This window comes from Salmonella sp. SAL00653 (genome assembly GCF_046552515.1).
GTDB classification, from domain to species: Bacteria; Pseudomonadota; Gammaproteobacteria; order Enterobacterales; family Enterobacteriaceae; genus Salmonella; species Salmonella enterica.
In genome coordinates this window covers 77,441-104,012 of the sequence record NZ_JBGDTY010000006.1, presented here as the reverse complement: position 1 = coordinate 104,012, position 26,572 = coordinate 77,441, and the positions used below count along the sequence as shown (strand labels likewise).

General features: G+C 53.6%; 26 protein-coding genes, 1 other RNA gene and 1 pseudogene. 10 read left to right on the top strand and 18 right to left on the bottom strand.

The genetic code is table 11. The features are described from left to right. Positions 1-363: 363 nt before the first annotated feature. The 4 genes from ubiI to ACLJRU_RS09385 form a co-directional block, all read right to left on the bottom strand. Positions 364-1,566 carry an FAD-dependent 2-octaprenylphenol hydroxylase gene (gene ubiI, locus ACLJRU_RS09400; RefSeq protein WP_001192144.1) on the bottom strand — a complete coding sequence of 401 codons (1,203 nt, stop codon included), beginning with the start codon at positions 1,564-1,566 and terminating at the stop codon, positions 364-366. Between the two features lie 124 nt (positions 1,567-1,690). Continuing rightward, a complete protein-coding gene (ubiH, locus tag ACLJRU_RS09395; RefSeq protein ID WP_000111140.1) occupies positions 1,691-2,869 on the bottom strand; it encodes a 2-octaprenyl-6-methoxyphenyl hydroxylase in 1,179 nt (392 codons plus the stop codon). Further along, entirely contained in the window at positions 2,866-4,182 is a 1,317-nt protein-coding gene (gene pepP / locus ACLJRU_RS09390) for a Xaa-Pro aminopeptidase (RefSeq protein ID WP_000193681.1), read from the bottom strand. The genes ubiH and pepP overlap by 4 nt, the downstream gene beginning before the upstream one ends. Positions 4,183-4,207: 25 nt before the next feature. Continuing rightward, a complete protein-coding gene (locus tag ACLJRU_RS09385; protein WP_000027236.1) occupies positions 4,208-4,786 on the bottom strand; it encodes a YecA family protein in 579 nt (192 codons plus the stop codon). 166 nt (positions 4,787-4,952) lie between these two features. On the opposite strand from ACLJRU_RS09385, the gene zapA reads away from it, so the two are divergent. The 3 genes from zapA to ACLJRU_RS09370 all read left to right on the top strand — a co-directional run bounded on the left by zapA (position 4,953) and on the right by ACLJRU_RS09370 (position 6,125). Then, positions 4,953-5,282 (top strand): cell division protein ZapA, encoded by a 330-nt coding sequence (gene zapA, locus ACLJRU_RS09380; protein ID WP_001276011.1) that lies wholly within the window; start codon positions 4,953-4,955, stop codon positions 5,280-5,282. A 41-nt stretch (positions 5,283-5,323) separates the two neighbouring features. Continuing rightward, positions 5,324-5,508: non-coding RNA, 6S RNA (gene ssrS, locus ACLJRU_RS09375), on the top strand. A gap of 20 nt (positions 5,509-5,528) precedes the next feature. After that, positions 5,529-6,125, top strand: a complete 597-nt coding sequence (locus ACLJRU_RS09370; RefSeq protein WP_021000762.1) for a 5-formyltetrahydrofolate cyclo-ligase — start codon at positions 5,529-5,531, stop codon at positions 6,123-6,125. Between the two features lie 381 nt (positions 6,126-6,506). Here the strand turns inward: ACLJRU_RS09370 and serA are convergent, their stop codons facing one another. Continuing rightward, positions 6,507-7,739 (bottom strand): phosphoglycerate dehydrogenase, encoded by a 1,233-nt coding sequence (gene serA / locus ACLJRU_RS09365; protein WP_001151632.1) that lies wholly within the window; start codon positions 7,737-7,739, stop codon positions 6,507-6,509. Positions 7,740-8,004: 265 nt separating this feature from the next. Beyond that, on the bottom strand, positions 8,005-8,664 hold the full coding sequence (gene rpiA, locus ACLJRU_RS09360) for a ribose-5-phosphate isomerase RpiA (protein ID WP_000189741.1): 660 nt from the start codon (positions 8,662-8,664) through the stop codon (positions 8,005-8,007). Between the two features lie 153 nt (positions 8,665-8,817). Between rpiA and argP the strand changes: the two genes are divergently transcribed. Beyond that, positions 8,818-9,711: a DNA-binding transcriptional regulator ArgP gene (argP, locus tag ACLJRU_RS09355; protein WP_000828345.1), complete on the top strand. Its 894-nt coding sequence runs from the start codon at positions 8,818-8,820 to the stop codon at positions 9,709-9,711. Positions 9,712-9,976: 265 nt separating this feature from the next. Here argP and ACLJRU_RS09350 read toward each other — a convergent pair whose 3' ends face one another. The 6 genes from ACLJRU_RS09350 to epd form a co-directional block, all read right to left on the bottom strand. After that, on the bottom strand, positions 9,977-10,723 hold the full coding sequence (locus ACLJRU_RS09350; protein ID WP_000669854.1) for an oxidative stress defense protein: 747 nt from the start codon (positions 10,721-10,723) through the stop codon (positions 9,977-9,979). A 93-nt stretch (positions 10,724-10,816) separates the two neighbouring features. Next, positions 10,817-11,452, bottom strand: coding sequence for an arginine exporter ArgO (gene argO / locus ACLJRU_RS09345; RefSeq protein ID WP_001540865.1), 636 nt, complete (start codon positions 11,450-11,452; stop codon positions 10,817-10,819). Between the two features lie 200 nt (positions 11,453-11,652). Next, on the bottom strand, positions 11,653-12,513 hold the full coding sequence (locus ACLJRU_RS09340) for a small-conductance mechanosensitive channel MscS (RefSeq protein WP_001540867.1): 861 nt from the start codon (positions 12,511-12,513) through the stop codon (positions 11,653-11,655). A 232-nt stretch (positions 12,514-12,745) separates the two neighbouring features. After that, a complete protein-coding gene (fbaA, locus tag ACLJRU_RS09335) occupies positions 12,746-13,825 on the bottom strand; it encodes a class II fructose-bisphosphate aldolase (RefSeq protein WP_000034386.1) in 1,080 nt (359 codons plus the stop codon). Positions 13,826-13,926: 101 nt separating this feature from the next. After that, the gene (gene pgk / locus ACLJRU_RS09330; protein ID WP_000111274.1) at positions 13,927-15,090 is read right to left on the bottom strand and encodes a phosphoglycerate kinase; all 1,164 of its coding nucleotides are present in this window, start codon (positions 15,088-15,090) and stop codon (positions 13,927-13,929) included. Between the two features lie 21 nt (positions 15,091-15,111). Further along, positions 15,112-16,158 carry an erythrose-4-phosphate dehydrogenase gene (epd, locus tag ACLJRU_RS09325; protein ID WP_000218338.1) on the bottom strand — a complete coding sequence of 349 codons (1,047 nt, stop codon included), beginning with the start codon at positions 16,156-16,158 and terminating at the stop codon, positions 15,112-15,114. A gap of 373 nt (positions 16,159-16,531) precedes the next feature. Between epd and ACLJRU_RS09320 the strand changes: the two genes are divergently transcribed. The 5 genes from ACLJRU_RS09320 to ACLJRU_RS09300 are packed head-to-tail and all read left to right on the top strand — an operon-like array spanning position 16,532 to position 19,584. Then, a complete protein-coding gene (locus ACLJRU_RS09320; RefSeq protein ID WP_000218571.1) occupies positions 16,532-16,957 on the top strand; it encodes a PPC domain-containing DNA-binding protein in 426 nt (141 codons plus the stop codon). A gap of 25 nt (positions 16,958-16,982) precedes the next feature. Next, the gene (locus tag ACLJRU_RS09315; protein WP_001540872.1) at positions 16,983-17,561 is read left to right on the top strand and encodes an ECF transporter S component; all 579 of its coding nucleotides are present in this window, start codon (positions 16,983-16,985) and stop codon (positions 17,559-17,561) included. Next, a complete protein-coding gene (locus ACLJRU_RS09310) occupies positions 17,562-18,269 on the top strand; it encodes an energy-coupling factor transporter transmembrane component T (RefSeq protein ID WP_000553284.1) in 708 nt (235 codons plus the stop codon). It abuts the gene before it with no gap. Continuing rightward, positions 18,257-18,934 carry an ABC transporter ATP-binding protein gene (locus ACLJRU_RS09305; protein ID WP_001524843.1) on the top strand — a complete coding sequence of 226 codons (678 nt, stop codon included), beginning with the start codon at positions 18,257-18,259 and terminating at the stop codon, positions 18,932-18,934. Before ACLJRU_RS09310 ends, ACLJRU_RS09305 begins: the two co-directional genes overlap by 13 nt. Then, positions 18,928-19,584 carry an ABC transporter ATP-binding protein gene (locus tag ACLJRU_RS09300; RefSeq protein WP_000956925.1) on the top strand — a complete coding sequence of 219 codons (657 nt, stop codon included), beginning with the start codon at positions 18,928-18,930 and terminating at the stop codon, positions 19,582-19,584. Before ACLJRU_RS09305 ends, ACLJRU_RS09300 begins: the two co-directional genes overlap by 7 nt. A gap of 43 nt (positions 19,585-19,627) precedes the next feature. On the opposite strand, the gene tkt is transcribed toward ACLJRU_RS09300, so the two are convergent. Then, positions 19,628-21,619 (bottom strand): transketolase, encoded by a 1,992-nt coding sequence (tkt, locus tag ACLJRU_RS09295; protein WP_001540876.1) that lies wholly within the window; start codon positions 21,617-21,619, stop codon positions 19,628-19,630. Positions 21,620-21,894: 275 nt separating this feature from the next. On the opposite strand from tkt, the gene ACLJRU_RS09290 reads away from it, so the two are divergent. Beyond that, positions 21,895-22,653 (top strand): M48 family metallopeptidase, encoded by a 759-nt coding sequence (locus ACLJRU_RS09290; protein ID WP_001540877.1) that lies wholly within the window; start codon positions 21,895-21,897, stop codon positions 22,651-22,653. Positions 22,654-22,665: 12 nt separating this feature from the next. Here the strand turns inward: ACLJRU_RS09290 and ACLJRU_RS09285 are convergent. The 5 genes and pseudogenes from ACLJRU_RS09285 to ACLJRU_RS09265 all read right to left on the bottom strand — a co-directional run. Further along, positions 22,666-22,750 (bottom strand): annotated as a pseudogene (locus tag ACLJRU_RS09285) (hypothetical protein); the annotation flags it as partial. 3 nt (positions 22,751-22,753) lie between these two features. Next, positions 22,754-23,674 (bottom strand): agmatinase, encoded by a 921-nt coding sequence (gene speB, locus ACLJRU_RS09280; protein ID WP_000105550.1) that lies wholly within the window; start codon positions 23,672-23,674, stop codon positions 22,754-22,756. A gap of 203 nt (positions 23,675-23,877) precedes the next feature. Continuing rightward, complete coding sequence (locus ACLJRU_RS09275; RefSeq protein ID WP_077906322.1) at positions 23,878-24,834, bottom strand: alpha/beta fold hydrolase; 957 nt, start codon at positions 24,832-24,834, stop codon at positions 23,878-23,880. A 213-nt stretch (positions 24,835-25,047) separates the two neighbouring features. Further along, positions 25,048-25,521, bottom strand: coding sequence for a YhcH/YjgK/YiaL family protein (locus ACLJRU_RS09270; RefSeq protein ID WP_000965538.1), 474 nt, complete (start codon positions 25,519-25,521; stop codon positions 25,048-25,050). 38 nt (positions 25,522-25,559) lie between these two features. Further along, a complete protein-coding gene (locus ACLJRU_RS09265) occupies positions 25,560-26,567 on the bottom strand; it encodes an Ldh family oxidoreductase (RefSeq protein WP_023235230.1) in 1,008 nt (335 codons plus the stop codon). Between the last annotated feature and the right edge of the window lie 5 nt (positions 26,568-26,572).

Genomic DNA, 26,572 nt, shown 5'->3' with positions numbered 1-26,572 from the left:
GACGCAAACGTTCTCTTGCTCCTGAACTTACCACCGAACCAGGCGCTAAACCATAAGGCTGAATTTACCATCACATTAGCTTATGACTAAAAAACGCTAAAATCCCATCAGCACAAAAAACCATTATTACGCTAAATAACCGTCATAAAAAGGAAGCTGATACGATTTACCACAACATAAATTAATATTAAATGCGGAAAAAATGTCGAAAATCGCGTTCGCCAAAAATAGTGGCATTAGAAAATATAATGCGAAATAAGCGGTGAAATTAGATTATTTCAAACGAGGAAAGCCCCCCGGCGCGATAGCCGGGAAAGCAAAGTGTGACGGGTTTCAAACTCTTGCTGGCGTGCAGTCAGACGCTTAACGAAGCCATTGCGGAAGGTCGTTTAGCCCCATTGCCTGGCGAAGCAGTTGGGGTTTGACGCCGGGGAGCGTGTCCGCCAGTTTCAGTCCGATGTCGCGCAGCAATTTTTTTGCCGGGTTTTCGCCGGCAAACAGGTCACGAAAACCTTGCATCCCGGCAAGCATCATCGCCGCACTATGTTTACGGCTACGCTCATAACGACGGAGATAAAGATGTTGGCCAATGTCTTTGCCCTGGCGCTGAAGCCGGCGCAGATCGTCCACCAGTTCGGCCGCGTCCATAAAGCCGAGGTTGACGCCTTGCCCTGCCAGCGGATGGATGGTGTGCGCGGCATCGCCGACCAACGCCAGACGATGCGCGGCAAACTGGCGAGCATAGCGGCCCGTCAGCGGAAAAACCTGCCGTTCGCTTTCCAGGCGGCATAAGCCCAGCCGATTATCGAAGGCGATAGTCAACGCCTGGTTAAACGCCTCGTCGCCGCTCTGTTGCATACGCTCCGCATCCTGCGGAGAAAGCGACCAGACAATGGAACACAGATGCGGATCGCTTAACGGCAAAAACGCCAGAATACCTTCACCATGAAACACCTGGCGAGCAACCGCGCCGTGCGGCTCTTCGGTGCGGATAGTCGCTACCAGCGCATGGTGACGGTAGTCCCAGAAAGTTAAGGGAATATCCGCTTTGTTACGCAGCCAGGAGTTGGCGCCATCCGCGGCAATCACCAGACGCGCGGTTAACATCGCGCCGTCTTTTAAAGTCAGGAAGGCGTCGTTCTCTCCCCAGGCGACCTGCTGTAACTCCGCTGGCGCCATTAAGGTGATATCCGCCGCTTGCTGCGCTTTTTGCCACAGTGCATAGTGAATGACACTGTTTTCAACAATATGCCCCAGATGGCTATATCCCATGCTTGCGTCATCAAACGTAATACGGCCAAAGCTGTCTTTATCCCAGACTTCCATACCGTGGTAGCAACTTGCCCGTCGCGCCACAATGTTTGACCATACGCCAAGACGGGTAAGCAGTTTTTCGCTGGCGGCATTAATCGCCGACACCCGAAGCTGAGGCGGGGCATCGTTCGCCAACGGCTGGGGAACAACGTGATCCAGCACCGCAACGCGCAAACCGCTCCCCTGCAAGCCGCAGGCGACAGCCAGTCCCACCATGCCTCCGCCAACTATTGCTACATCAACACTTTGCACTATTTACTCCTGGAAACCGGAACAATCAAACCGTAGGCCGGATAAGGCGAAGCCGCCATCCGGCATTTTTACGAACACGATGCCGGATGGCGGCGTAAATGCCTTATCCGGCCTACAGATCTGCTTAACGCGCAACCCAACCTAAGGTCCGCTGTGCCAGCGCATCGCGTGCAGGCGGTAATAATTCCATCGCCATTAAACCGATATTGCGCCCAATAACCAGCGGCGCCCAACGATTTGCAAACAGATGGACCAGACCGTTCGTTACGCCAATCGTCGTATCCCGGTCAACCTGACGACGCTGCTGATAGCGCGATAACACGTGCCAGGCGCCAATATCCTCGCCCGCGTCCTGTGCCGCGACCAGCGTTTCCGCCAGGCTCATGACATCGCGCAGACCGAGATTAAACCCTTGTCCGGCGATAGGATGCAACGTCTGCGCCGCATTGCCGACCACGACAGTCCGGTGAGAAAACACTTTCGCCGCCGTAGTCAGGGCAAGCGGATACGCGCTGCGCTTACCGGCCTGAGTAATTCGCCCCAGCCGCCAGCCGAACGCGGCCTGCAATGCATGGCAGAACTGCGCGTCGGACCAGCTCAGCACCTCATCGCGCTGGTCGAGCGGGTGACACCAAACCAGCGAACATCGGCCATGCGACATCGGCAACATCGCCAGCGGGCCATTGGGGGTAAAACGTTCAAAGGCGCGTCCCTGGTGCGGGATAGCGGTTGCGACATTCGCTATCACCGCTAACTGTTCGTAAGGCTCCTGATGCCAGTCAACGCCGCAGGCTGACGCGAGCGCGGAGTGGGTACCGTTAGCCGCCACCAGCACACTGCCAGCTATCACATTGCCGTTTTCCAGAGTGACGTTAACCTGCTGTTGGGTACGCGACACGCTGGCTACGCGCTCCGGGCAGTGCAGCGTAACGCCTGGCGCTTTACGCAAGAGCGCAAACAGACGCAGCCCGATATCATGCAGCTCCGCAACGTGCCCCAACGCTGCCAGACTGTAGTCCTGCGCGTCGAGAGTCACAAATCCGGCATGGCCGCGATCGCTGACGTGTACGGTGTTGATTGCCGTTGCGCAATCGGAAATCGCCTGCCAGACGCCAATTCGCGCCAGTTGCTGACAAGTGCCCGCCGCCAGCGCAATCGCTCTGGCGTCAAAGCCGGGATGACCGTCGGCTTCAGGCGCTTTCGCTTCAATCAGGTGTACCGGCAACGTCCCATGACTGAACTGAGAGATGGCCAGCGCCAGCGTCGCGCCTGCCATGCCCCCGCCAACGATAATGACGCTCATTGCTGCCGCGCCGCCGCCATTAATGCCTCAATGTCATCCGCCTTCTTCACAACGCCAGCGGTCAGGTTTTCATTACCGGTTTCGGTAATGACAATGTCATCTTCAATTCGAACGCCAATGCCGCGATACGCTTCCGGCACGTCGGCATCCGGCGCGATATAGAGGCCTGGCTCTACGGTCAGCACCATGCCCGGCTCCAGGATGCGGGAGCGATCCGGCCCATAAACGCCGACATCATGAACATCCAGCCCCAGCCAGTGGCTCAAGCCATGCATAAAGAAAGGACGATGCGCATTTTCGGCAATCAGTTGATCAACCTCTCCTTGCAAAATCCCCAGCTTCACCAGCCCGGTTATCATGATGCGCACGACTTCGCCGGTCACCTCCTGAATAGAGGTACCAGGACGGAACAGTCGCAGGCTGGTCTCCAGCGATTCCAGAACGATGTCATAAATTTCACGCTGGGCTGGCGTAAATTTCCCGTTCACCGGGAAAGTACGCGTGATGTCGCCCGCGTAACCTTTATATTCACAACCTGCGTCGATAAGCACTAAATCGCCGTCGCGCATTTCACTTTCGTTTTCAGTGTAATGCAGGATACAGCCATTTTCGCCGCTGCCGACAATGGTGTTATAGGAGGGATAGCGCGCGCCGTGGCGATTAAATTCGTGGTGAATTTCTCCTTCCAGCTGATACTCAAACATCCCCGGACGGCATTTTTCCATCGCGCGGATATGCGCCAGCGCGCTAATTTCCCCGGCGCGGCGCAGGACAGCAATCTCTTCCGGCGATTTGAACAGGCGCATCTCATGGACGATCGGTCGCCAGTCAGTCATGGTGGCCGGCGCGGTCAGATTCTGGCGGGAGCCTTTACGCAGCTTCTCCAGCGCAGCCAGAACAATCTCGTCGGCATACGCATATTCGCCCTGCGCGTGGTACACCACATCCAGACCATTAAGCAACTGAAAGAGTTGCTGGTTGATTTCGCTAAACGCCAGCGCCCGGTCAACGCCCAGTTTTTCCGGCGCGGCATCCTGTCCTAAACGGCGACCAAACCAGATTTCCGCCGTCAGGTCGCGAACGCGGTTGAACAAAACGCTGTGGTTGTGGGTGTCATCACTCTTAATCAGTACCAGCACGGCTTCCGGTTCGTTAAAACCGGTGAAATACCAGAAGTCGCTACTCTGGCGATACGGATATTCACTGTCTGCGCTGCGCGTCGCCTCCGGCGCGGCAAAGATCAGCGCGGCGCTGCCGGGCTGCATTTGCGCCAGTAATGCCTGGCGACGGCGTTGGTATTCCTGCTGAGTCATGACATGGCCTCCATTTCGTTTTTTCTTAGTGTAGCGTCGGTTTACGCACTTCCGGCGCGGTCGGCTGTTGGCGCGTGAAAGTGTCATGACATAACAGCGCCGCAACACGGACATATTCGATGATCTCTTCGAGCGACATCTCCAGCTCTTCCTGATCTTCGCTCTCATCATAACCAAGCTGCGCAATATTACGCAGGTCGTCAATCGCTTCACCCGTTTCGCCGGTGACTTTATCAAGTTTAGGCTGCGTTACGCCGAGGCCAAGCAAAAAGTGGTTAACCCACCCGGCTAAGGCATCTGCGCGATCGAATACGCTGACATCGTCGCCTTCAGGCAGATAAAGCTGAAAAAGAAAGCCGTCGTCTTCCAGCGCGTCGCTGGTCGCCGCGTGCATTTTGCGCAGCGCCTGAGCAAGCTCATGCCCGAAGGCCAGACCTTCGTTCGTCAGGTCGTGCAACAGCGGCTGCCATGAGCTGTCGTTGTTGCCGCCGCAAATCATCCCGCTGATTAAACCATGCATTTCAGCCGGGGTCAGACCGGCCCCTTGTTGATTCAAAAACCGGTTCATTTCGTTGTAACCAGGCATTTCGTTCTGTATAGACATAAGCATTCGTCATCAAAGGGAGGATATTCATGATATGCTACCACTTTGGACCCTGGTGAACCAGAAAAGGGCTTGTATCTTCACACCAGGGTAGCTATAGTGTCGCCCCTTCGCGGACCCTGGGTCTGGAGACGAAGGCAGCGCAGTCAATCAGCAGGAAGGTGGCATGTCTGCACAACCCGTCGATATCCAAATATTTGGCCGTTCACTGCGAGTGAATTGCCCGCCTGACCAAAGGGATGCGTTGAATCAGGCTGCGGACGATCTGAATCAGCGGTTGCAAGATCTGAAAGTTCGCACTAGAGTCACAAATACTGAGCAGTTGGTTTTCATTGCCGCATTGAATATCAGCTATGAGTTAACTCAGGAAAAAGCGAAGACCCGCGATTACGCGGCGAGCATGGAACAACGTATTCGGATGCTACAACAGACCATCGAACAGGCGTTGCTTGATCAAGGTCGCATAACCGAAAAAACGGGCCAAAACTTTGAATAACACTTTTCGCTTTACTATGGTAAAGTGATTGTGAAAACAGAATTTCTCTGAGATGTTTGCAAGCGGGCTCAGTCCCCTGAGCCGATATTTCATACCACAAGAATGTGGCGCTCCGCGGTTGGTGAGCATGCTCGGTTCGTCCGAGAAGCCTTAAAACTGTGACGACACATTCACCTTGAACCAAGGGTTCAAGGGTTACAGCCTGCGGCGGCATCTCGGAGATTCCCCTTCTGACTGGCGACAGCCATGACGCAACTTCCCGAAATCTCTTTATCACGACAAGAAATCCGCCGAATGATTCGGCAACGTCGCCGTGCGCTGACGCCAGAGCAGCAACGCCGCTTTGGTCAACAGGCCGCCGCCCGAATGCTCAGCTTTCCTCCCGTCGTGATGGCGCACACTGTCGCCGTGTTTCTCTCCTTTGATGGCGAACTCGACACCCAGCCGCTGATAGAACAGCTATGGCAAGCGGGCAAGCGCGTCTACCTTCCGGTTCTTCATCCCTTTAGCCCTGGCAACCTCCTGTTCCTGCACTATCATTCGCAGAGTGCGCTGGTGACCAACCGCTTAAAGATCCAGGAGCCACGGCTTGATGTCCGCGACGTATTGCCGCTGCCAAAGCTGGATGTGCTGGTAACGCCGTTAGTCGCGTTTGACGAAGACGGGCAGCGCCTGGGGATGGGCGGCGGATTTTATGACCGTACGTTGCAAAACTGGCAGCAGCATAAGATCCTACCTGTGGGCTACGCGCATGATTGCCAGTTAGTAGAAAAGCTGCCGGTTGAAGAGTGGGATATCCCGCTGCCTGCGGTGGTGACGCCGTCAAAAGTTTGGGAATGGTAGCCATGTTTTACCGATTGACAGCGTCGCTTTTTTGACCTAAATTTCTCGGTGAAGGGTGAGGGAGGCGAACCTCCCTCCTGCGTACTCTCTGTTAATATGCTGGCGTAGCGATGATTAACAGGATCAGCAGCATGATGACGTATCTCATCATCGTCCCTTTCCTTTTTAGAGCCCCTGCTTCGGTAGGGGCTTTCCCGTTTCAGCGCTATGCTGAGCCCTTATCGTAAATTCCTTTTATTGCTGTACAACACGCAACGCTGCCTTTAATTACCAATTGCGGCAAGGCTCGAAAACAGAATGTATGCGTTACACGAAGAGATGTTGAGGCAGGGAAACCAGAAGAAAGGATGGGCAGGTCATCTCCTGCCCATTTAGAGGAAATTAGTACAGCAGACGGGCGCGAATGGTGCCCGGAATCGCCTTCATCGCCAGCAGCGCTTTCTCCGCCACATCGCCATCGGCTTCTATATCAATTACCACATACCCCATTCGGGCGGAGGTTTGCAGATACTGTGCGGCAATGTTAACGCCCTGCTCGGCAAAGATCTGGTTAAGCGCGGTCAATACGCCCGGGCGGTTTTCGTGGATGTGCATCAGGCGACGACCGCCGTGCAGCGGCAGCGACACTTCCGGGAAGTTCACGGCGGACAGCGTCGAGCCGTTATCCGAGTACTTAATCAGTTTTCCTGCGACTTCCAGACCGATGTTTTCTTGCGCCTCCTGCGTCGAGCCGCCGATATGCGGCGTCAGGATCACGTTATCGAATTCGCACAGCGGAGAGGTAAACGGATCGCTATTAGTGGCCGGTTCCGTCGGGAAGACGTCGATAGCCGCCCCCGCCAGATGTTTCGTCGCCAGCGCGTCGCACAAAGCCGGGATATCCACTACCGTACCGCGCGCGGCGTTAATCAGCAGCGAACCCGGCTTCATCAGGGCAATCTCTTTTGCTCCCATCATGTTTTTGGTGGAGGCGTTTTCAGGTACGTGCAGACTGACCACATCGCTCATATTCAGCAATTCAGACAGATGCTGCACCTGAGTTGCATTACCGAGCGGCAGTTTATTTTCAATATCATAGAAATAGACATGCATCCCCAGCGATTCCGCCAGAATGCCCAACTGCGTTCCGATATGGCCGTAACCGATAATGCCAAGCTTTTTACCGCGCGCTTCGAACGATCCCGCCGCCAGTTTATTCCATACGCCGCGGTGCGCTTTGGCGTTCGCTTCCGGCACGCCGCGCAGCAGCAGCAATAGCTCGCCAATCACCAGCTCCGCCACGGAACGGGTATTCGAGAATGGCGCGTTAAAGACCGGAATACCGCGTTTTGCCGCCGCATTTAAATCCACCTGGTTGGTGCCGATGCAAAAACAGCCAATCGCCACCAGCTTCTCTGCGGCGTTAATCACTTCTTCTGTCAGATGAGTACGGGATCGCAGACCGATGAAGTGGGCATCGCGGATGGACACTTTCAACTGTTCAGCGTCCAGCGCGCCCTTGTGATATTCAATGTTGGTGTAACCTGCCGCACGAAGGCTTTCCAGCGCCTTTTGATGCACCCCTTCAACCAGCAGAAATTTAATTTTATCTTTCTCCAGCGATACCTTTGCCATTTCCCCGATCCTGTCTTTTTTTGCCATCTGATGTTGTGTGTGGATTTGCATCCGTCCTTCAACATATCAAAAAAATTATCACGGCAATATGAACGTTTGCGCCAGCGTCGTGAAGGAATCGCATACAGCGGGAAATAGCAGATGAAAATACCGGGAATAACTTTTTCTTTGGAGGGATCGGCAGGGCAAACGATTAAACGTGATACATGTCACCAAATTTGCCCTGACCGAATTTTTTACGCGGCAGGAAATACGCCTGGCGGGATCATTTTACGATGGTTTTCACCCCGTCCGGCGTGCCGATCAGTGCGACATCGGCGCCACGGTTGGCGAACAACCCTACGGTCACGACGCCCGGAATCGCGTTAATGGCGTTTTCCAGCGCGATGGGATCAAGGATTTCCATACCATAAACATCCAGAATCACGTTGCCGTTATCCGTGACCACGTTCTGACGGTACTCCGGACGCCCGCCCAGCTTCACCAGTTGACGAGCGACCGCGCTGCGCGCCATCGGAATCACTTCGACCGGCAACGGGAATTTGCCAAGAATATCCACCTGTTTAGAGGCATCCGCAATACAGATAAATTTCTCCGCCACGGAAGCAATAATTTTCTCACGGGTTAATGCCGCGCCGCCGCCTTTGATCATCTGCATATGACCGTTGATTTCGTCCGCGCCGTCGACATAGATACCCAGGCTATCCACTTCGTTGAGATCAAACACGTGAATACCGAGGCCTTTGAGTTTTTCAGTCGAGGCGTCCGAGCTGGAGACCGCGCCTTCAATCTGGCCTTTCATTGTGCCCAGCGCATCAATAAAGTGTGCGGCCGTTGAGCCTGTACCAACGCCCACAATGGTGCCGGGCTGTACATACTGAAGTGCCGCCCATCCTACCGCTTTTTTCAGTTCATCCTGCGTCATAGATCGTTTCGCCTGTGGTGTGAAAATACAGCCGCATTATAGAACATTGTCGGGAAAAATCTCCGTGTCCGTACACAGGCTACGGATTTCATCTGTACCGACGGCAAATTTATGTCATAGTGCGGAAAAAAATAACAGGAGCATGACACAACAATGAAACGTCCGGACTACAGAACACTACAGGCGCTGGATGCCGTTATACGTGAACGAGGATTCGAGCGCGCCGCCCAGAAGCTGTGCATCACGCAATCCGCTGTCTCACAGCGCATAAAACAGCTTGAGAATATGTTCGGACAACCTTTGTTGGTGCGTACCGTTCCTCCTCGCCCCACGGAGCAAGGGCAAAAATTACTGGCTCTGCTGCGTCAGGTTGAACTGCTGGAAGAAGAGTGGCTGGGCGATGAACAAACCGGCTCTACGCCGCTGCTGCTGTCGCTGGCGGTTAACGCCGACAGTCTGGCGACCTGGCTGCTTCCGGCGCTGGCGCCGGTACTGGCGGACTCCCCTATCCGTCTCAATTTACAGGTGGAAGATGAAACGCGCACGCAAGAACGTCTGCGTCGCGGCGAGGTGGTGGGCGCGGTGAGTATCCAGCATCAGGCGCTGCCCAGTTGCCTGGTCGACAAACTGGGCGCGCTCGACTATCTGTTTGTCGCGTCAAAGCCGTTTGCCGAGCGCTATTTTCCCAATGGCGTTACCCGGTCGTCGCTGCTGAAAGCGCCCGCCGTCGCGTTCGACCATCTGGATGATATGCATCAGGCCTTTTTGCAACAGAATTTCGATCTACCGCCCGGCAGCGTGCCGTGCCATATCGTTAATTCATCCGAAGCGTTTGTACAGCTTGCGCGTCAGGGCACGACCTGCTGCATGATCCCTCACCTGCAGATTGAGAAAGAGCTGGAAAGCGGCGAGTTGATCAACTTAACGCCTGGTTTGCTACAACGCCGGATGCTTTACTGGCACCGCTTTGCCCCGGAAAGCCGGATGATGCGCAAAGTGACCGACGCGCTGCTGGAGTACGGGCACAAGGTGCTGCGTCAGGATTAGCCTCTCTATGAATGCCGGATGGCGGCGTGAACGTCTTATCCGGCCTGCATGACCCATTATTCCCTCGTCACTTCTTTGAAGTTCATCACAAAATCATTGCGTTCAGGCGGCAAAAAACGACGCGCCATTGGCTATTTTTTGCTGGCGACAAGGCGATTCAAAACGCTCACCGTATTAGCAAATCTTCATTTCAATGCGTAATACGGAGCAAAAAACGAGAACACCGGGAGAAAACGCGGCCTGGAAGCGCCCAGGCCGGGTGAGATTACTGCGTGCTGGCGGCCGTTGTCGACGTCTGCCCTGTTCCAGGTTCAAGCTGGAATACCACATCGACCTGATCGTCGAACTGAATGGTCGGCTGCTCGTAAGTTTCCTGCGCAGATACCGGCGCAGCATCTGCGGCTTTCATCATTCGCACCACCGGACTCGGCTGATAATTAGAGACATGGTAACGAACGCTGTAAACCGGCCCCAATTTGCTGTTAAAACCGGCTGCCAGCGCTTGCGCCTGATGAATCGCGTCATCAATGGCGGCTTTGCGGGCCTTGTCTTTATAGGCGTCCGGTTGCGCCACGCCCAGCGATACCGAACGAATCTCGTTCAGACCCGCCTTCAGCGCGCCGTCCAGCAGAGAATTAAGTTTATCTAACTGACGCAGTGTCACCTCAACGGTTCGCACCGCGCGATACCCTTTCAGAATGCTTTTACCGTTTTGGTAATCATAATCCGGCTGCGTGCGCAGATTCGCCGCGCTAATGTCTTTTTTCGCAATCTGATTTTGCTCAAGGAAGGAAAGATATTGCGCCACGCGCTCATCGGCCTGCTTCTTCGCCGTCGCCGCATCCTTCGCCGCGACGTTCACTTCAATCGCTAAGGTGGCGATATCAGGCACAGCATCGACGCTTGCCGTACCGGAAGTCACGATGTGCGGGCCTTCCGGCAGTTCGCTTGCCTGCGCCGACATTGCACTTAAACCCACTAATGCCGCCAGGGCCATCACTTTGAACTTCACAGTCTCTCCTCCATATTGCAGTCATTGCCCTGATATACAGGGCGCATGCAGGCAAGCTTAGCGGATATCGGCCTGTTGTCCATCAGACAACGCTTAGTTGAAAAGCGCTTGCATATGCGCGACGCCTTCCCGCGCCAGTTGGAAGGCGATAAGCCACATCACCACCCCAACCAGAATGTTGATAATGCGTTGAGCTTTCACCGTACGCAGTCGAGGCGCAAGCCAGGCCGCCAGTAGCGCTAACCCAAAAAACCATAAGAACGACGCGCTAATCGTGCCGAGGGCGAACCAGCGCTTTGGCTCCATAGCCAGTTGTCCGCCGAGACTGCCCAACACGACAAACGTATCCAGATAAACGTGCGGGTTCAGCCACGTTACCGCCAGCATCGTAGCAATAATTTTCCAGCGCCCCTGCTTCATAACCTCGGCGCTGGCCAGCTCCAGATTACTGCTCATTGCCGTTTTCAGCGCGCCAAAACCGTACCATAACAAGAACGCAACCCCGCCCCATGTGACCAGCGCCAGCAGCCACGGCGACTGCATCAGCAACGCGCTACCGCCAAAAATACCGGCGCTAATCAGGACTAAATCACTTAACGCGCAAAGCAGCGCTATCATGAGGTGGTACTGGCGACGAATTCCCTGATTCATCACAAACGCATTTTGCGGGCCAAGCGGAAGGATCATGGCGGCGCCAAGGGCAAACCCTTGAAAATAATAAGATATCACGTTAACTACCCTGAGCTGTTTTTCTTAAAGGCAGACTATAGCGCGGGAATATTATTAGCGGAAATTGATAATTTTAATCACTAATAAGAAAAGCTAATGAAGAGACTGAATAACGGATGGCGGCTACGCTTATCCGCTCAATAACCAGAGAATACTGGAGGCGGATAAACGCAGCACCGGCAGGCAGCACGGGAGGAAAATTACTCCGCGGCGTTATCTTTCACGCGTTTAAAATTGACGTCCATCTGCGGGTACGGGAAGCTAATACCAGCGGCGTCGAATTCACGTTTAATACGTTCCAGCACGTCCCAGTAGACATTTTGCAGGTCGCTGCTTTTACTCCAGACACGCACCACAAAATTAATCGATGAGGCGCCCAGCTCATTCAAACGCACCGTCATTTCGCGATCTTTTAAAATACGATCGTCGGACTCGATAATCGTCGTGAGCAGCTGTTTCACCTGATCGATATCCGAATCGTAGGCCACCCCAATAATGAATTCGTTACGGCGAACCGGCTCACGAGAATAGTTGATAATATTTCCCGCGATAATTTTGCCATTCGGAATCACAATAATTTTGCCGTCTACCGCGCGCATTGTCGTGGAAAAGATTTGCACGTTCAGTACCGTACCGGCAACGCCGCCCAAATCGACATACTCACCGGCGCGGAACGGACGGAATATAACCAGCAATACCCCAGCCGCAAGGTTAGAAAGCGATCCCTGTAATGCCAGGCCAACGGCTAAACCAGCGGCGCCCAGTACGGCAATAACCGAGGCGGTTTGACCCCCCACGCGACCCAGAGCCGCAATCAGCGTAAAAGCGATAACCCCATAGCGCACCAGCGCAGAAAGAAAGTCGGCTACTGTCGCATCAATATGACGCGCACGCATCAGACGATTTACCGTATTGGAGATCACGCGCGCTACAATCAAGCCGATGATGATAATAGCGATAGCCGCAACAATATTCACAGCATAGCTGAGCAATAACGCCTGGTTGCGTACCAGCCAGGTGCCCGCACCATTTATGCTGTCGACAACATTCAAATCTTCCATTCAATATTCCTTGGTCATAGCAAAACAAGCAAATGAGATCATTCTCACGAAAAGAACTTTTTAAAGGTAAACAAAAACAGAGGAATATGCCATTTTTCGGCATCATCCCAAAACCAAAAAAGGCAGGTACACTGTGAGTTGGCCGGATGAAAGCGCTAACTAACGCCGCTCTCCGGAAATAACGATAAAAAAATGGCTTCCCGAGGGAAGCCATTTCAATCAGCAGACTATATTACAGAACGTCAATCGCGTTCAGTTCTTTAAATGCTTTTTCCAGACGAGCGATCATCGAAGTCTGGCCAGCACGCAGCCATACGCGCGGGTCATAGTATTTCTTGTTCGGCTGATCTTCGCCTTTCGGGTTGCCCAGCTGACCTTGCAGATACGCTTCGTTTTCTTTGTAGTAGTTCAGAACACCTTCCCAGGTTGCCCATTGGGTATCGGTATCGATGTTCATTTTCACTACGCCGTAGCTTACGGAGTCTTTGATTTCCTGAGCAGTAGAACCGGAACCACCGTGGAAAACGAAGTTCAGGCTGTTGTGCGGCAGGTTATGTTTCTTAGAAACATAGTCCTGAGAATCACGCAGAATGGTCGGGGTCAGAACCACGTTACCCGGCTTGTAAACGCCGTGTACGTTACCGAAGGAAGCGGCAATGGTGAAACGCGGGCTGATTTTGCTCAGCTCAGTGTACGCGTAATCAACGTCTTCCGGCTGGGTGTACAGGGCAGAAGCGTCCATGTGGCTGTTGTCCACGCCGTCTTCTTCGCCACCGGTGCAACCCAGTTCGATTTCCAGAGTCATGCCAATTTTGGACATGCGCGCCAGGTATTTGGAGCAGATTTCGATGTTTTCGTGCAGAGACTCTTCAGACAGGTCAATCATGTGAGAAGAGAACAGCGGTTTACCGGTAGCCGCAAAGTGTTTTTCACCCGCATCCAGCAGACCGTCGATCCACGGCAGCAGTTTCTTCGCGCAGTGGTCAGTGTGCAGGATAACCGGAACGCCATAATGTTCAGCCATCTGATGAACGTGATGCGCGCCAGAGATAGCGCCCAGGATTGCCGCGCCCTGAGGTACGTCAGTTTTCACGCCTTTACCCGCGATGAAGGACGCGCCGCCGTTGGAGAACTGAACGATGACCGGTGCTTTAACTTTTGCAGCGGTTTCCAGAACAGCGTTGATGGAATCAGTGCCCACGCAGTTAACTGCCGGCAGAGCAAAATTGTTTTCTTTTGCTACCTGGAACACTTTCTGTACGTCATCACCAGTGATCACGCCTGGTTTTACGAAATCAAAAATTTTAGACATGTTTCGTTGTCCTGTATCGTCGGGCTTTGGGAAAAAACACGGGCCGCCCTGAATGTCAGATCGGCGATAAATCAACGGGCAGGAATCCCTGCCCGTAACGATTACTTCTTAGCGCGCTCTTCGAGCATCGCTACGGCTGGCAGAACTTTACCTTCCACGAATTCGAGGAATGCGCCGCCGCCAGTAGAAATGTAGGAAATTTTGTCAGCAATGCCGAACAGGTCGATTGCCGCCAGGGTGTCGCCGCCGCCAGCGATGGAAAACGCTTCGCTATCAGCGATGGCATTCGCCACGATTTCAGTCCCTTTACGGAAGTTCGGGAACTCAAACACGCCAACCGGGCCGTTCCACAGAATGGTTTTGGCATTCTTGAGGATTTCAGCCAGCTGCTGAGCGGAAGCATCGCCGATATCCAGGATCTGCTCGTCTTCTTTCACGTCGTTAACGGATTTCAGAGTCGCCGGTGCGGTTTCGGAGAACTCGGTGGCAACGCGAACATCGGTCGGAACCGGGATATCGCAAGTGGTCAGCAGACGTTTTGCTTCGTCAACCAGGTCAGCTTCGTACAGGGATTTACCGACACTGTGGCCCTGAGCGGCAACGAAGGTGTTGGCGATACCGCCGCCGACAATCAGCTGGTCAGCGATTTTAGACAGGGAATCCAGAACGGTCAGTTTGGTAGATACTTTAGAACCACCAACGATAGCCACCATCGGACGAGCCGGTTCTTTCAGCGCTTTACCCAGCGCATCCAGTTCAGCGGCCAGCAGCGGGCCTGCGCACGCAACATCAGCAAATTTGCCGATACCGTGGGTAGAAGCCTGCGCGCGGTGCGCGGTACCAAAGGCGTCCATCACGAATACGTCACACAGGGCGGCGTATTTTTTAGACAGCGCTTCGTCGTCTTTCTTTTCGCCTTTGTTAAAGCGAACGTTTTCCAGAACCACCAGCTCACCTTCAGCCACGTCAACGCCGTCCAGGTAATCTTTGACCAGGCGAACCGGGTTAGACAGTTTGTCTTTCAGGTAGTTAACAACCGGCAGCAGAGAGAATTCTTCGTTGTACTCGCCTTCGGTAGGACGACCCAGGTGGGAAGTTACCATCACTTTCGCGCCCTGTTTCAGAGCCAGTTCAATGGTCGGCAGAGAGGCGCGGATACGCGCGTCGCTGGTCACTTTCCCTTCTTTAACAGGTACGTTCAGATCCGCACGGATAAAAACGCGTTTCCCGGCCAGATCCAGATCGGTCATCTTAATTACAGACATGGTGAATCCTCTCAATGATGCTTAAAGTTTTGTCGACGCTGACGCGTCGAGCCTGAAACCAACTGCGGCCATCGCTAACGTGGTGTCGAGCATCCTGTTAGCAAAGCCCCATTCATTATCGCACCAGACCAGCGTCTTGATCAGGTGGGCACCACTAACCCGGGTTTGCGTGCCATCAACAATGGCGCTGTGCGGGTCGTGGTTAAAATCTATCGAGACCAACGGTGATTCCGTATAGTCAACTATACCATGAAATGCACCTTGTGCTGCTTTTTGCAGCAACTGGTTGACTTCACTGGCTTTTACTGGTTTTTTCACCGTCACGCTTAAATCGATCGCCGTCACATTAATGGTTGGAACGCGCACGGCAATCGCCTCAAAACGATCGTTAAACTGCGGGAATATACGCGTAATGCCTGCCGCCAGTTTTGTATCTACCGGGATAATCGACTGGCTGGCCGCGCGCGTGCGCCGCAGATCGGAGTGATACGCGTCGATCACCTGCTGATCGTTCATCGCGGAGTGGATCGTCGTGACGGTACCAGACTCGATGCCGTAAGCATCATCCAACAATTTAATGACGGGAATTATGCAATTCGTGGTACAGGACGCGTTTGAGACAATACGATGTTCCGCACGCAGTTGGTTCTGGTTCACGCCAAAAACGACGGTGGCGTCAAGATCGTTGCTGCCCGGATGAGAAAAGAGCACTTTCTTCGCGCCAGCGGCAATATGCGCCTCGCCATGCTCCCGGTTGCCATATACGCCCGTACAATCCAACACGACATCCACGCCCAGTTCGCGCCACGGCAGATCCGCCAGCGTTCGTTCATGCAGAATACGAATGACATCGTCGCCGACAAAAAGCTGCTCGCGCTCGTGGCGAACCTCCCATGCAAAACGCCCGTGGCTGGTATCGTATTTCAACAAATGCGCCATGCCTGCGGCATCCGCCAGCTCGTTGATGGCCACCACGGTAATTTCCGCCCGACGTCCGGATTCATACAAAGCACGAACCACGTTACGCCCGATGCGACCAAAGCCATTAATCGCTATGCGTACGGTCATAGGTCTCCTGCAAGGCTATCCCGATTCAGATGAGGCTGACAGAGTAATGCAGCTCATCGTCGAGTAAAACCTCACCTGTCGCAAACTGCGACTGATTGGTTAATTGTCGAACATTTAATTAACTGAAACGCTTCAGCTAGAATAAGCGAAACGGGGAATAAAAGGAATGTTTGTCCAGTCGAAGAAGACAGTTATCTGACCTGCATCACATTTCATGGCCGCTTACGCTGCAATTTATTCCATATTTAAGAATCACCAGTACATCCGTCAGATCTTTTCATCGTCGCGTCACAAATACTGATTTATATCAGAAAGCGCTGTCGCCAGCGTCTATATTATCAGCGCCACGTCCGAGTCTCGGAGTCCTGTAACGATGACTGTATCTCACTACAACGCCTCTACAGCGCGCTTTTACGCGTTTCGTCTGCTTCCCGGCCAGGAAGTGTTTTCCCAATTACACGCCTTTGTGCAACAGAACCAATTACATGCCGCCTGGATTGCAGGGTGTACCGGCAGTCTGACCGACGTTGCGCTGCGTTATGCCGGGCAAGAGGCGACCACATCGCTCACCGGCACGTTTGAAGTTATCTCGCTAAACGGCACGCTTGAATTGACCGGCGAGCATCTGCATCTCGCGGTATCGGATCCCTACGGGGCCATGCTCGGCGGCCATATGATGCCAGGGTGTACCGTGCGTACCACGCTGGAGCTGGTTATCGGCGAGCTGCCAGCGCTGACGTTCAGCCGTCAACCGTGCGCCATTTCCGGTTATGACGAACTGCATATTTCTTCCCGTTAATTGACGACTCTTTAAGAGGTACTTTATGGCGCGTCGCCCGTTTTCCAGCCAGTCTCTGGTGCTGATTGTCATCGCTATTGCCATCAATATGATTGGCGGACAGCTTATTAGCATGTTGAAGCTGCCTATTTTTCTCGACTCGATCGGCACCTTAATTAGCGCGGTACTGTTAGGGCCGTTCATCGGCATGTTGACTGGGCTTCTGACCAACTTGCTGTGGGGGCTGCTTACCGATCCTATCGCTGCCGCGTTTGCCCCGGTAGCGATGGTTATCTGTCTGGTCGCCGGGTGGCTGGCGCGCGCAGGCTGGTTTCGTACCCTGCCCAAAGTGATCGTCAGCGGCGTCGTCATTACGTTAGCGGTGACGCTGGTCGCTGTACCGCTTCGTACCGCGCTTTTTGGCGGCGTTACCGGCAGCGGCGCTGATTTATTCGTCGCCTGGATGCATTCAATGGGCCAAAACCTGGTGGAGTCGGTCGCGATTACCGTCATAGGCGCTAATCTGGTCGATAAAATTCTGACGGCGATCATCGTTTGGGTGCTGTTGCGTCAGCTACCGTTACGTACGACACGGCATTTTCCTGCGATGTCAGCTGTACGCTAAATGCATCCGTTTACCTCGTTAACCTTATGGGCGCTGGCGACCTGCACCACGCTGCTACTCCCTGCGCAGACCGTGCTCCCGGTTTATAGCGCGGCGGCCTTCCTCTGTCTGCTGGCGCTGAAATCAACGCGGCGGCGGGCGAAGTATGTCGCCTGGCTGATGCTGTCTTTAGGGTTTGGGCTATGGCTGGTACATGGCGGTTGGCTAACGGAATGGATAAGCGGGCAGCCTCGCGATCCGCAGCGCTGGGTATATGCCGTTACGCTATGGCTACGTCTGCTGGCGATCGTGTCGACGTCGCAGCTATGGATGCAGTATGTGCCGGTTCAGCGGTTTATTCGCGCCCTGTTCGCTTCACGTCTGCCGCCCGGCATCGCTTACCTGTTCGCTGGCCCTCTGCTGGTCGTCGAACAGCTCAAACGACAACTGACGATCGTTCATGAAGCCCAGCGCGCGCGTGGCGTACCGCTGGATGAAGGCTGGTATCAGCGGCTACGGGCAATGCCTGCGCTGATCGTGCCGCTTACGCAAAATGCGCTTAACGATCTGACAATACGCGGCGCGGCGTTGGATATGCGGGGGTTTCGGCTGCATCGAGCCCGAACCACGCTGTGGGCGCCGAAAGATAGCATGTTACAACGGGTTGCGCGGTATGGCATGGTACTGCTAATACTGGCGGAAGCGGGAGTGTGGATATGGTTACGTTAGAGCAGTTTCGTTATCTTCCGTCCGATGCGACACGCCCGCCGGCATGTTTTGATTTCCACTATTCAACACCCGGAATAGTGGCGATAGTCGGCGATAACGGCAGCGGAAAAAGTACGCTGGCGCAACTGATGGCTGGCTGGTATCCGGATTATCTTCCCGGTGATATTGACGGCACAGGCTTACTGCTTGGCGTCCCTATCGGGCAGCTCCCGCTGGTAGAACAGTCGCCCACCATCCAGTTGGTGCAGCAATCGCCTTATTTACAGCTTTCCGGCTGTACCTTTAGCGTAGAGGAAGAGGTGGCGTTTGGCCCGGAGAATCTCGGCCTCCATGAAGCGGAAATTCTACGGCGCATTGACGAGGCGCTGACCCTGACAAACTGCCAGTCGTTACGCCATCGCCATCCCGGCACGCTCTCCGGCGGCGAAACGCAGCGGGTAGTAATTGCCAGCGCGCTTGCCATGCAGCCCAGACTGTTAATTCTTGATGAAGCCTTCAGTCGGCTGACGTCAGCGGCCACCGGGATGCTGCTGGAACGGCTACAACAGTGGGCGCTGGAACGTCATTCTCTCATTGTGCTTTTTGAGCGTAACCATTTTCCTTTTCTGACGCGATGCCAGCGGGTATGGCAATTGCGCGACGGAGCGCTAACCCCATTATGTTGACGTTAAATCAGGTCGCTTATCGCTGGCCGGATGCCGCAGCCGACTGTCTGCACGCTATCTCGCTTGAACTTCGTGACGGCGAATGGCTGGCGTTGACCGGCGATAACGGCGCGGGAAAATCAACACTGTTACGGATTATGGCCGGCCTGCTTTCCCCCACTTCCGGCTCGGTAACGCTTAATGGAGAGCCGATTGCGCAGCTTAAAAATCGTCAACGCGCCGCCGCTATCGGCGTACTCTTTCAGGAAGCGGAAAACCAGATTTTCCACAGCAATGTCGCGCAAGAGGTCGCTTTTGGGCTGAAACTACAACGCTTATCGGCAGAGGAAATTTCACGGCGCACGCAGGCCGCGCTGCGGTTATGCCAGCTAACGGACGTCGCCGAGGCGCACCCGCTTGATCTGCACGCCGCACAGCGCCGGATGGTGGCGGTCGCCAGTCTGGAGGCGATGGCGCCGCCTGTGTTATTGCTGGATGAACCCAGCCGGGATTTTGACGCCCACTGGCTAACCGTATTTGAACACTGGCTGGCGACATGCCGGGCACGGGGAACCAGCGTCGTGGCGATTAGCCATGACGCTGCGTTTACCCGGCGTCATTTTTCACGGGTGGTACGGCTGGAAAACGGCAGGTTGTCAAAGGGAGAATAAAAAACGGGTCGCCGAAGCGACCCGTTTTATGCCATATTAAGGATTACAGCAGTGCTTTCGCTTTGGCGATCACGTTGTCCACCGTGAAGCCAAACTCTTCAAACAACAGCTCTGCCGGGGCGGATTCACCGAAGGTGGTCATCCCGACAATAGCGCCGTTCAGGCCGACGTATTTGAACCAGTAGTCAGCGATACCCGCTTCAATCGCCACACGCGCAGAGACCGCCTTCGGCAGCACGGATTCACGGTAAGCCGCATCCTGCTTGTCGAACGCGTCGGTGGACGGCATGGAAACCACGCGCGCCTTCACGCCTTCGGCAGTCAGTTTTTCGTAAGCGGCAACCGCCAGCTCAACCTCTGAACCGGTCGCAATGAAGATAATCTGCGGCTGGCCCACACAATCTTTCAGTACGTAACCACCGCGGGCGATATTCGCCAGTTGCTCTTCAGTACGTTCCTGCTGCGCCAGGTTCTGACGGGAGAGGATCAGCGCGGTTGGGCCATCCTGACGCTCTACGCCATATTTCCACGCCACCGCGGATTCCACCTGGTCGCACGGACGCCATGTGGACATGTTCGGCGTTACGCGCAGGCTTGCCACCTGCTCGACCGGCTGGTGCGTCGGGCCATCTTCGCCCAGACCGATGGAGTCGTGGGTGTACACCATCACCTGACGTTGTTTCATCAACGCTGCCATACGCACTGCGTTACGGGCATATTCGACGAACATCAGGAAGGTGGAGGTGTACGGCAGGAAACCGCCGTGCAGGGCGATACCGTTGGCGATAGCGGTCATACCGAATTCGCGCACACCGTAATGAATGTAGTTACCTGCGGCATCTTCGTTAATCGCTTTCGAACCGGACCACAGGGTCAGGTTAGACGGTGCCAGGTCAGCGGAGCCGCCGAGGAATTCCGGCAACAGCGGACCGAAGGCTTCGATGGCATTCTGGGACGCTTTGCGGCTGGCGATTTTCGCCGGGTTAGCCTGCAGTTTAGCGATGAATTCATTCGCTTTCGCATCGAAGTCAGCCGGCATGTCGCCTTTCATACGACGAGTGAATTCAGCAGCCTCCTGCGGGAAGGCTTTCTCATAAGCCGCGAATTTCTCATTCCACGCAGACTCTTTCGCCTGGCCGGCTTCTTTCGCATCCCACTGGGCGTAGATTTCAGACGGGATTTCGAACGGCGCGTATTTCCAGCCCAACTGTTCGCGGGTCAGCGCGATTTCCGCGTCGCCCAGCGGCGCGCCGTGGGAATCGTGGGTACCCTGTTTGTTCGGCGAACCGAAACCGATGATGGTTTTGCACATCAGCAGAGACGGTTTGTCAGTCACGGCGCGAGCTTCTTCCGTGGCGCGTTTAATGGCGTCAGCATCGTGACCGTCAATGCCACGGATAACGTGCCAGCCGTAGGCTTCAAAACGTTTCGCGGTGTCATCGGTGAACCAGCCTTCAACGTGACCATCGATAGAGATACCGTTGTCATCATAGAACGCGATCAGTTTGCCCAGTTTCAGAGTACCAGCCAGAGAGCACACTTCATGAGAAATGCCTTCCATCATGCAGCCGTCGCCCATAAAGACGTAGGTGAAGTGGTCAACGATGTCGTGGCCAGGACGGTTAAACTGCGCCGCCAGAGTTTTCTCGGCAATCGCCATCCCGACGGCGTTGGCAATACCCTGCCCCAGCGGGCCAGTAGTGGTTTCAACGCCAGCGGTGTAGCTCACTTCCGGGTGACCCGGGGTTTTTGAATGTAGCTGACGGAAATTCTGCAGTTCGGACATCGGCAGGTCATAGCCGGTGAGGTGCAGCAGGCTGTAAATCAGCATTGAGCCGTGGCCATTGGACAGCACAAAGCGGTCGCGGTCGGCCCAGGACGGGTTGGTCGGGTTGTGGTTCAGGAAATCACGCCACAGGACTTCGGCAATGTCAGCCATACCCATCGGGGCACCCGGGTGACCGGATTTGGCTTTCTGTACTGCGTCCATGCTCAGCGCACGAATAGCATTGGCAAGCTCTTTACGTGAGGACATTTTGACTCCAGATCGGATGTTGAAAGGCCATGCCCGTAACGACTTGACGACAGCGCGTTTTGGGCTACGCCGGAAAATTTGCCAACAATTTACCCCAAGCCGCGCGTCATGTACATGGAACATCCTTTTACCGCTTCAGAAATCTCCGGATCGTGCTCGCATGTTGCGCAATTAGCTAACTTGCCTGCCACGCTTTTCTTTATACTTAACCCAAGCGCTAATTCATCTGCAACGGGCGCATTTCAAAATAATATTAATTCGTATGGAAGAGAAAAATGAAAATTCGCGCTTTACTGCTTGCTTTGGGCATGGCGACGGTGCTGACCGGTTGCCAGAATATGGACTCTAATGGACTGCTTTCTTCGGGCGCTGAAGCTTTTCAGGCCTATACGTTAAGCGATGCGCAGGTAAAAGCGTTGAGCGATCAATCCTGTCAAGAGCTCGACAGCAAAGCGAAAATCGCGCCGGCGAGCAGCGAATACACTAAACGACTGACAAAAATTGCCGCCGCGCTGGGGGATAACATTAACGGCCAGCCGGTGAACTATAAGGTTTACGAGACGAAAGACGTCAACGCGTTTGCCATGGCGAACGGTTGTATTCGCGTCTACAGCGGACTGATGGATATGATGACCGACAACGAAGTTGAAGCCGTGATCGGCCATGAAATGGGCCATGTCGCGCTGGGTCATGTAAAGAAAGGGATGCAGGTCGCGCTGGGCACTAACGCCGTTCGTGTTGCGGCGGCATCGGCAGGAGGCGTAGTCGTCAGCCTGTCGCAATCACAGCTTGGCGATCTTGGCGAAAAACTGGTGAACTCGCAGTTCTCCCAGCGTCAGGAGTCCGAAGCGGATGATTATTCTTACGATCTGTTGCGCAAACGCGGTATCAGTCCGGCAGGACTCGCCACCAGCTTTGAGAAACTGGCAAAACTGGAAGCGGGTCGTCAAAGCTCAATGTTCGACGATCACCCGGCGTCCGCCGCACGCGCACAGCATGTGCGCGATCGTATGAGCGCAGACGGGATCAAATAATCCCCGAACAGTGCCGGATGGCGGCGTGAACGCCTTATCCGGCCTACAAGCATCAATCAGCTGTAGGCCGGATAAGCGCAGCGCCATCCGGCAAAACAATTTACTCGCCCTTCTTCGCCGCCTGGATATAGAGCATTTCTAATGCCAGCGTCGCGGCCGCCAGAGCGGTGATCTCCGACTGATCGTAAGCCGGCGCGACTTCCACTACATCCATACCGACAATGTTCAGATCTTTCAGACCGCGTACCAGTTTAATGGCGCGATCGGAGGTCAAACCGCCGATCACCGGCGTACCGGTGCCAGGCGCAAACGCCGGGTCCAGACAGTCGATATCAAAGGTCAGATAGACCGGCATATCGCCGACGATCTGTTTCACCTGAGCGAGGATATCATCCACGCCGCGATCGTTGACCTGGCAGGCATCCAGCACGGTAAAGCCATTGTCTTTGTCAAACTCAGTACGAATACCGATCTGTACCGAATGATGCGGATCGATCAGGCCTTCTTTCGGCGCGGTGTAAAACATCGTGCCGTGATCGAATTCGCAGCCGTTAGCGTAGGTATCGGTATGCGCATCAAAATGTACCAGCGCCATTTTGCCAAAATGTTTCGCGTGGGCGCGCAGCAGCGGCAGCGTGACGAAGTGGTCGCCGCCGAAAGAGAGCATACGCTTGCCTGCAGACAGCAGTTTTTCAGCGTGCGCCTGTAATTTTTCACTCATCTCACGGGCATCGCCAAACGCATACACCAAATCGCCGCAGTCCACGACGTTCAGGCGCTCGCGCATGTCAAAATTCCACGGGAAACGGTGATGTTCCCAGGCGAGGTTGGTCGACACCTGACGGATCGCCGCCGGGCCATGACGACCGCCAGCGCGACCGGACGTTGCCATATCAAACGGTACGCCAGTGATCACCCAGTCGGCATCGCTGTCATACGGCTGGAAGTTCATTGGCAGACGTAAAAAACCAAACGCATTAGAAACCAGTGAGTTATCGTACTGATGACCTAAGGTGCTCATGGCAAAAACCTCTTCTTAGTCAATATAAAAAAACCCTCCCGCGTCGTTAGGCCCGACGAGGAAGGGTTTGAATTTGTTTACGGCTCAAAGTTTACTCTGACAGACCGCATTATTGAAGTCAGTTTAGCCAGGTACAGTAGACAACGCCCGAAAAAAATATATATCCAGCGCAAATCAGTAGGCTCATACGTCATCGCGGCCAGTTAAGAGGCCTTAGGGATTTGCCGCTGTAAAAACTCAAGCACTAATGCGTAAAACAGCGGTGTTTTTCCTGGCGTCTGGAAAATGGCGTGACCGCTACCGGGAATGAGGGTCATCTCCGCCTGAGGCAGCAGCCGGTACAGCTCGGTAACTTCTTCAACGGTGAAAAATTCATCCCGGTCGCCGTCCAGTAATAGCACAGGAATGTGGATTTTTTTCACCTCTTCTTCCGTCAGCGATGTGGGCGTTGTCCACATTGGCCAGACACCTTTGAGGAACGTGCGCCAGTAGTCTTTTTGCTCTGGATGATGCATGTTCTGATAAAATTTAACCATCCCGGGCGCATCCGAAGCCATTTTATCCAGATCGCGATCCGTCAATTGCCCCTGAGGCATTCCTTTACCATAAAAAATTTCCATCCCCTGCATGTAATGGGCCGTAGCAAAGCGATGCGTTGCGCCGCCGACGATAGCAGCGCGCGCTAGATCCGGGTATCGGCTGGTTAACTTCAGAACGACCATGCCGCCATCGCTGTAACCCATCACCAGCGGTTTTTCCAGCTTCAGCGCTTTAACAAAAGCCGCCATATCTTCCGTCATCAGATCATAGCTAAACGTTCCTTGCGGGTTATTGGTTAATCCATGTCCACGACTGTCCGGCATGATGACGCGAAAATATCGAGATGCCTCTTTCGCTAATCCCTGCCAACTTTTCGCCGTCAGACCACCACCGTGAATCAACAGCAGCGGAGGCCCCTCGCCCTCTTCAACGTAATGAATTTTGATACCATTCGCTTCCACAAATTTATCTTTGTCCATCGTTGTTGCTGAAGCATTTATTAAAAATATAATATTGATAATAAAAATAAATGCTAATTTAAAAATATGATTCATAACACCTCGCCAATCACTTTCCGTGTAAAAGACCATATTATTCAGATTGAACAAAAATAACATCAAAATCGATTTGTATCATTTTCACTTATTTACCGGGGAGACCCCGCATCCTCTTTTTACAGAACGTAAAAAGCCTTTCCGCGATTAGCCTCAACGCGAAAAGGCTCTGAAGTCAGAAAAGTGCCACCTTATTCATTCTGGCTGTAATTCAGGATGACTTGAAGGTCTCTTCCTGAATTGCATTTAGCGCTTTCTTTATTCCTTCGCCTGACAAGACTAGCTTGACTCGCTAAATGCCGTGGCCGGAATTTTCACAATCGCTTTTTTAACCGGCGCAGGTTTACCACGCGTACAAAGCGGACGGTGGACCTGGTTGGGATAAAAAAGCGCGAAATCGCCAGGATTTAATGTAACGAACTGCTCATTAGCGACACATTCAGGAAAGATGATGTCATCAGGAAGATGCTCAAGCTCCTTTATCCTGGTATCAATTTTGTTGGAATAGCCAATCTCCTCATAACCGCTTAGTAAAATCTGAACATCGATATATTTTTTATGAAGTTCAGCTTTGCGGTTTAACGAAGAGTGTGTTTCTCCTTCGCTTATCATAAGAAATGACTCCGGGAAAGAAAGTTCATATCTACCAGCAGGCTGATCTTCAGCTATCTTCACCGCTTCGATGATAAGTTTTTTAATAATGTGGTTAACGTAAGGTAATAAAGTAAGCTGCTCTATATTTCCATATAGCATACTATAGTTATCCTAAATAATGGTCGTGATTATAATTATCAGCCAATCAGGTACTGGTAAATACCCTCAGCCACAGGAATACCTTCTTTTAAACATTTTTCTTTATAGGCGATTTGCGGATCGTTTGGCGCCAGCACTTTATCAACACCGGGCATCGGTTTTACAGCCCTTAGCTCATTGACCATTGTGCTCATTATTGAGGAAAACAGCGGATTGCCCAACATCTGCGGATCAATAACGATAACCAGACTCGCTAACTTGCGCATCTTGTCATAGTCGCCATACATCCGAACAATATGGTTGCTAAAGTTTGCCCCCATCAGGACGCCCGTGAGCGCATCAATCGCCAGGGCAATACCAGAACCTTTGTGTCCGCCAAAGGGCAGCAGATTTTCAATTTTATGCGGATCGGTAGTGATATGTCCCTCTTTATCCAGCGCCAGGCCATGACCTATTGGTTTCCCGGTTTCTTTGGCGTGCAGAATTTTACCAAACGCAATGGCGCTGGTCGCCATATCGACGATCATCGGGTGGCTGTCTTTAACGGGGAAGCCAAAGGCGATTGGGTTAGTCCCCAGAAAGCGCTCCGCGCCGCCATACGGCGCAACGCAGGTATCCGTTTGCGTCATGGCGATAGCCACCATTCCCTGGATTGTCGCCTGCTCAATGAACCACGAGAGCGCGCCGCAGTGGGACGTATTTTTGACGCTGACGAAGCCCAGCCCCGTCTCTCTCGCCAGACTAATAGCGTGATCTGTCGCCTTTATCAGCGCGCAGTGTCCCATTCCATCATCAGAGTCCAGAATAGCGACAGAAGGCGAAATCTGTTCAATGCTGAATGTTGCTTTTGGATTGTACCCGCCTGCGTTCAGGCGGGTACAATAGTGCTCTACGCGAATAACGCCGTGGGAGTGAACGCCGGTGATATCGGCATGAACCAAAACGTCGGCTACCTGCTGCGCCGTTTGCGCGTCAAGACCCGCCTGGGTGAGTTTATTAAACGCCAGCGCTTTCAATTCATTTTCTTTGACTAATATTGTTGACATAACTA

What these genes read in the sequence shown, in the direction of transcription:
- ubiH (WP_000111140.1), bottom strand. Translation starts at nt 2,869, where the DNA reads ATGAGCGTCATTATCGTTGGCGGGGGCATGGCAGGCGCGACGCTGGCG.
- pepP (WP_000193681.1), bottom strand. Translation starts at nt 4,182, where the DNA reads ATGACTCAGCAGGAATACCAACGCCGTCGCCAGGCATTACTGGCGCAA.
- ACLJRU_RS09385 (WP_000027236.1), bottom strand. Translation starts at nt 4,786, where the DNA reads ATGTCTATACAGAACGAAATGCCTGGTTACAACGAAATGAACCGGTTT.
- zapA (WP_001276011.1), top strand. Translation starts at nt 4,953, where the DNA reads ATGTCTGCACAACCCGTCGATATCCAAATATTTGGCCGTTCACTGCGA.
- ACLJRU_RS09370 (WP_021000762.1), top strand. Translation starts at nt 5,529, where the DNA reads ATGACGCAACTTCCCGAAATCTCTTTATCACGACAAGAAATCCGCCGA.
- serA (WP_001151632.1), bottom strand. Translation starts at nt 7,739, where the DNA reads ATGGCAAAGGTATCGCTGGAGAAAGATAAAATTAAATTTCTGCTGGTT.
- rpiA (WP_000189741.1), bottom strand. Translation starts at nt 8,664, where the DNA reads ATGACGCAGGATGAACTGAAAAAAGCGGTAGGATGGGCGGCACTTCAG.
- argP (WP_000828345.1), top strand. Translation starts at nt 8,818, where the DNA reads ATGAAACGTCCGGACTACAGAACACTACAGGCGCTGGATGCCGTTATA.
- ACLJRU_RS09340 (WP_001540867.1), bottom strand. Translation starts at nt 12,513, where the DNA reads ATGGAAGATTTGAATGTTGTCGACAGCATAAATGGTGCGGGCACCTGG.
- fbaA (WP_000034386.1), bottom strand. Translation starts at nt 13,825, where the DNA reads ATGTCTAAAATTTTTGATTTCGTAAAACCAGGCGTGATCACTGGTGAT.
- pgk (WP_000111274.1), bottom strand. Translation starts at nt 15,090, where the DNA reads ATGTCTGTAATTAAGATGACCGATCTGGATCTGGCCGGGAAACGCGTT.
- epd (WP_000218338.1), bottom strand. Translation starts at nt 16,158, where the DNA reads ATGACCGTACGCATAGCGATTAATGGCTTTGGTCGCATCGGGCGTAAC.
- ACLJRU_RS09320 (WP_000218571.1), top strand. Translation starts at nt 16,532, where the DNA reads ATGACTGTATCTCACTACAACGCCTCTACAGCGCGCTTTTACGCGTTT.
- ACLJRU_RS09315 (WP_001540872.1), top strand. Translation starts at nt 16,983, where the DNA reads ATGGCGCGTCGCCCGTTTTCCAGCCAGTCTCTGGTGCTGATTGTCATC.
- ACLJRU_RS09310 (WP_000553284.1), top strand. Translation starts at nt 17,562, where the DNA reads ATGCATCCGTTTACCTCGTTAACCTTATGGGCGCTGGCGACCTGCACC.
- ACLJRU_RS09305 (WP_001524843.1), top strand. Translation starts at nt 18,257, where the DNA reads ATGGTTACGTTAGAGCAGTTTCGTTATCTTCCGTCCGATGCGACACGC.
- ACLJRU_RS09300 (WP_000956925.1), top strand. Translation starts at nt 18,928, where the DNA reads ATGTTGACGTTAAATCAGGTCGCTTATCGCTGGCCGGATGCCGCAGCC.
- tkt (WP_001540876.1), bottom strand. Translation starts at nt 21,619, where the DNA reads ATGTCCTCACGTAAAGAGCTTGCCAATGCTATTCGTGCGCTGAGCATG.
- ACLJRU_RS09290 (WP_001540877.1), top strand. Translation starts at nt 21,895, where the DNA reads ATGAAAATTCGCGCTTTACTGCTTGCTTTGGGCATGGCGACGGTGCTG.
- speB (WP_000105550.1), bottom strand. Translation starts at nt 23,674, where the DNA reads ATGAGCACCTTAGGTCATCAGTACGATAACTCACTGGTTTCTAATGCG.
- ACLJRU_RS09270 (WP_000965538.1), bottom strand. Translation starts at nt 25,521, where the DNA reads ATGCTATATGGAAATATAGAGCAGCTTACTTTATTACCTTACGTTAAC.
- ACLJRU_RS09265 (WP_023235230.1), bottom strand. Translation starts at nt 26,567, where the DNA reads ATGTCAACAATATTAGTCAAAGAAAATGAATTGAAAGCGCTGGCGTTT.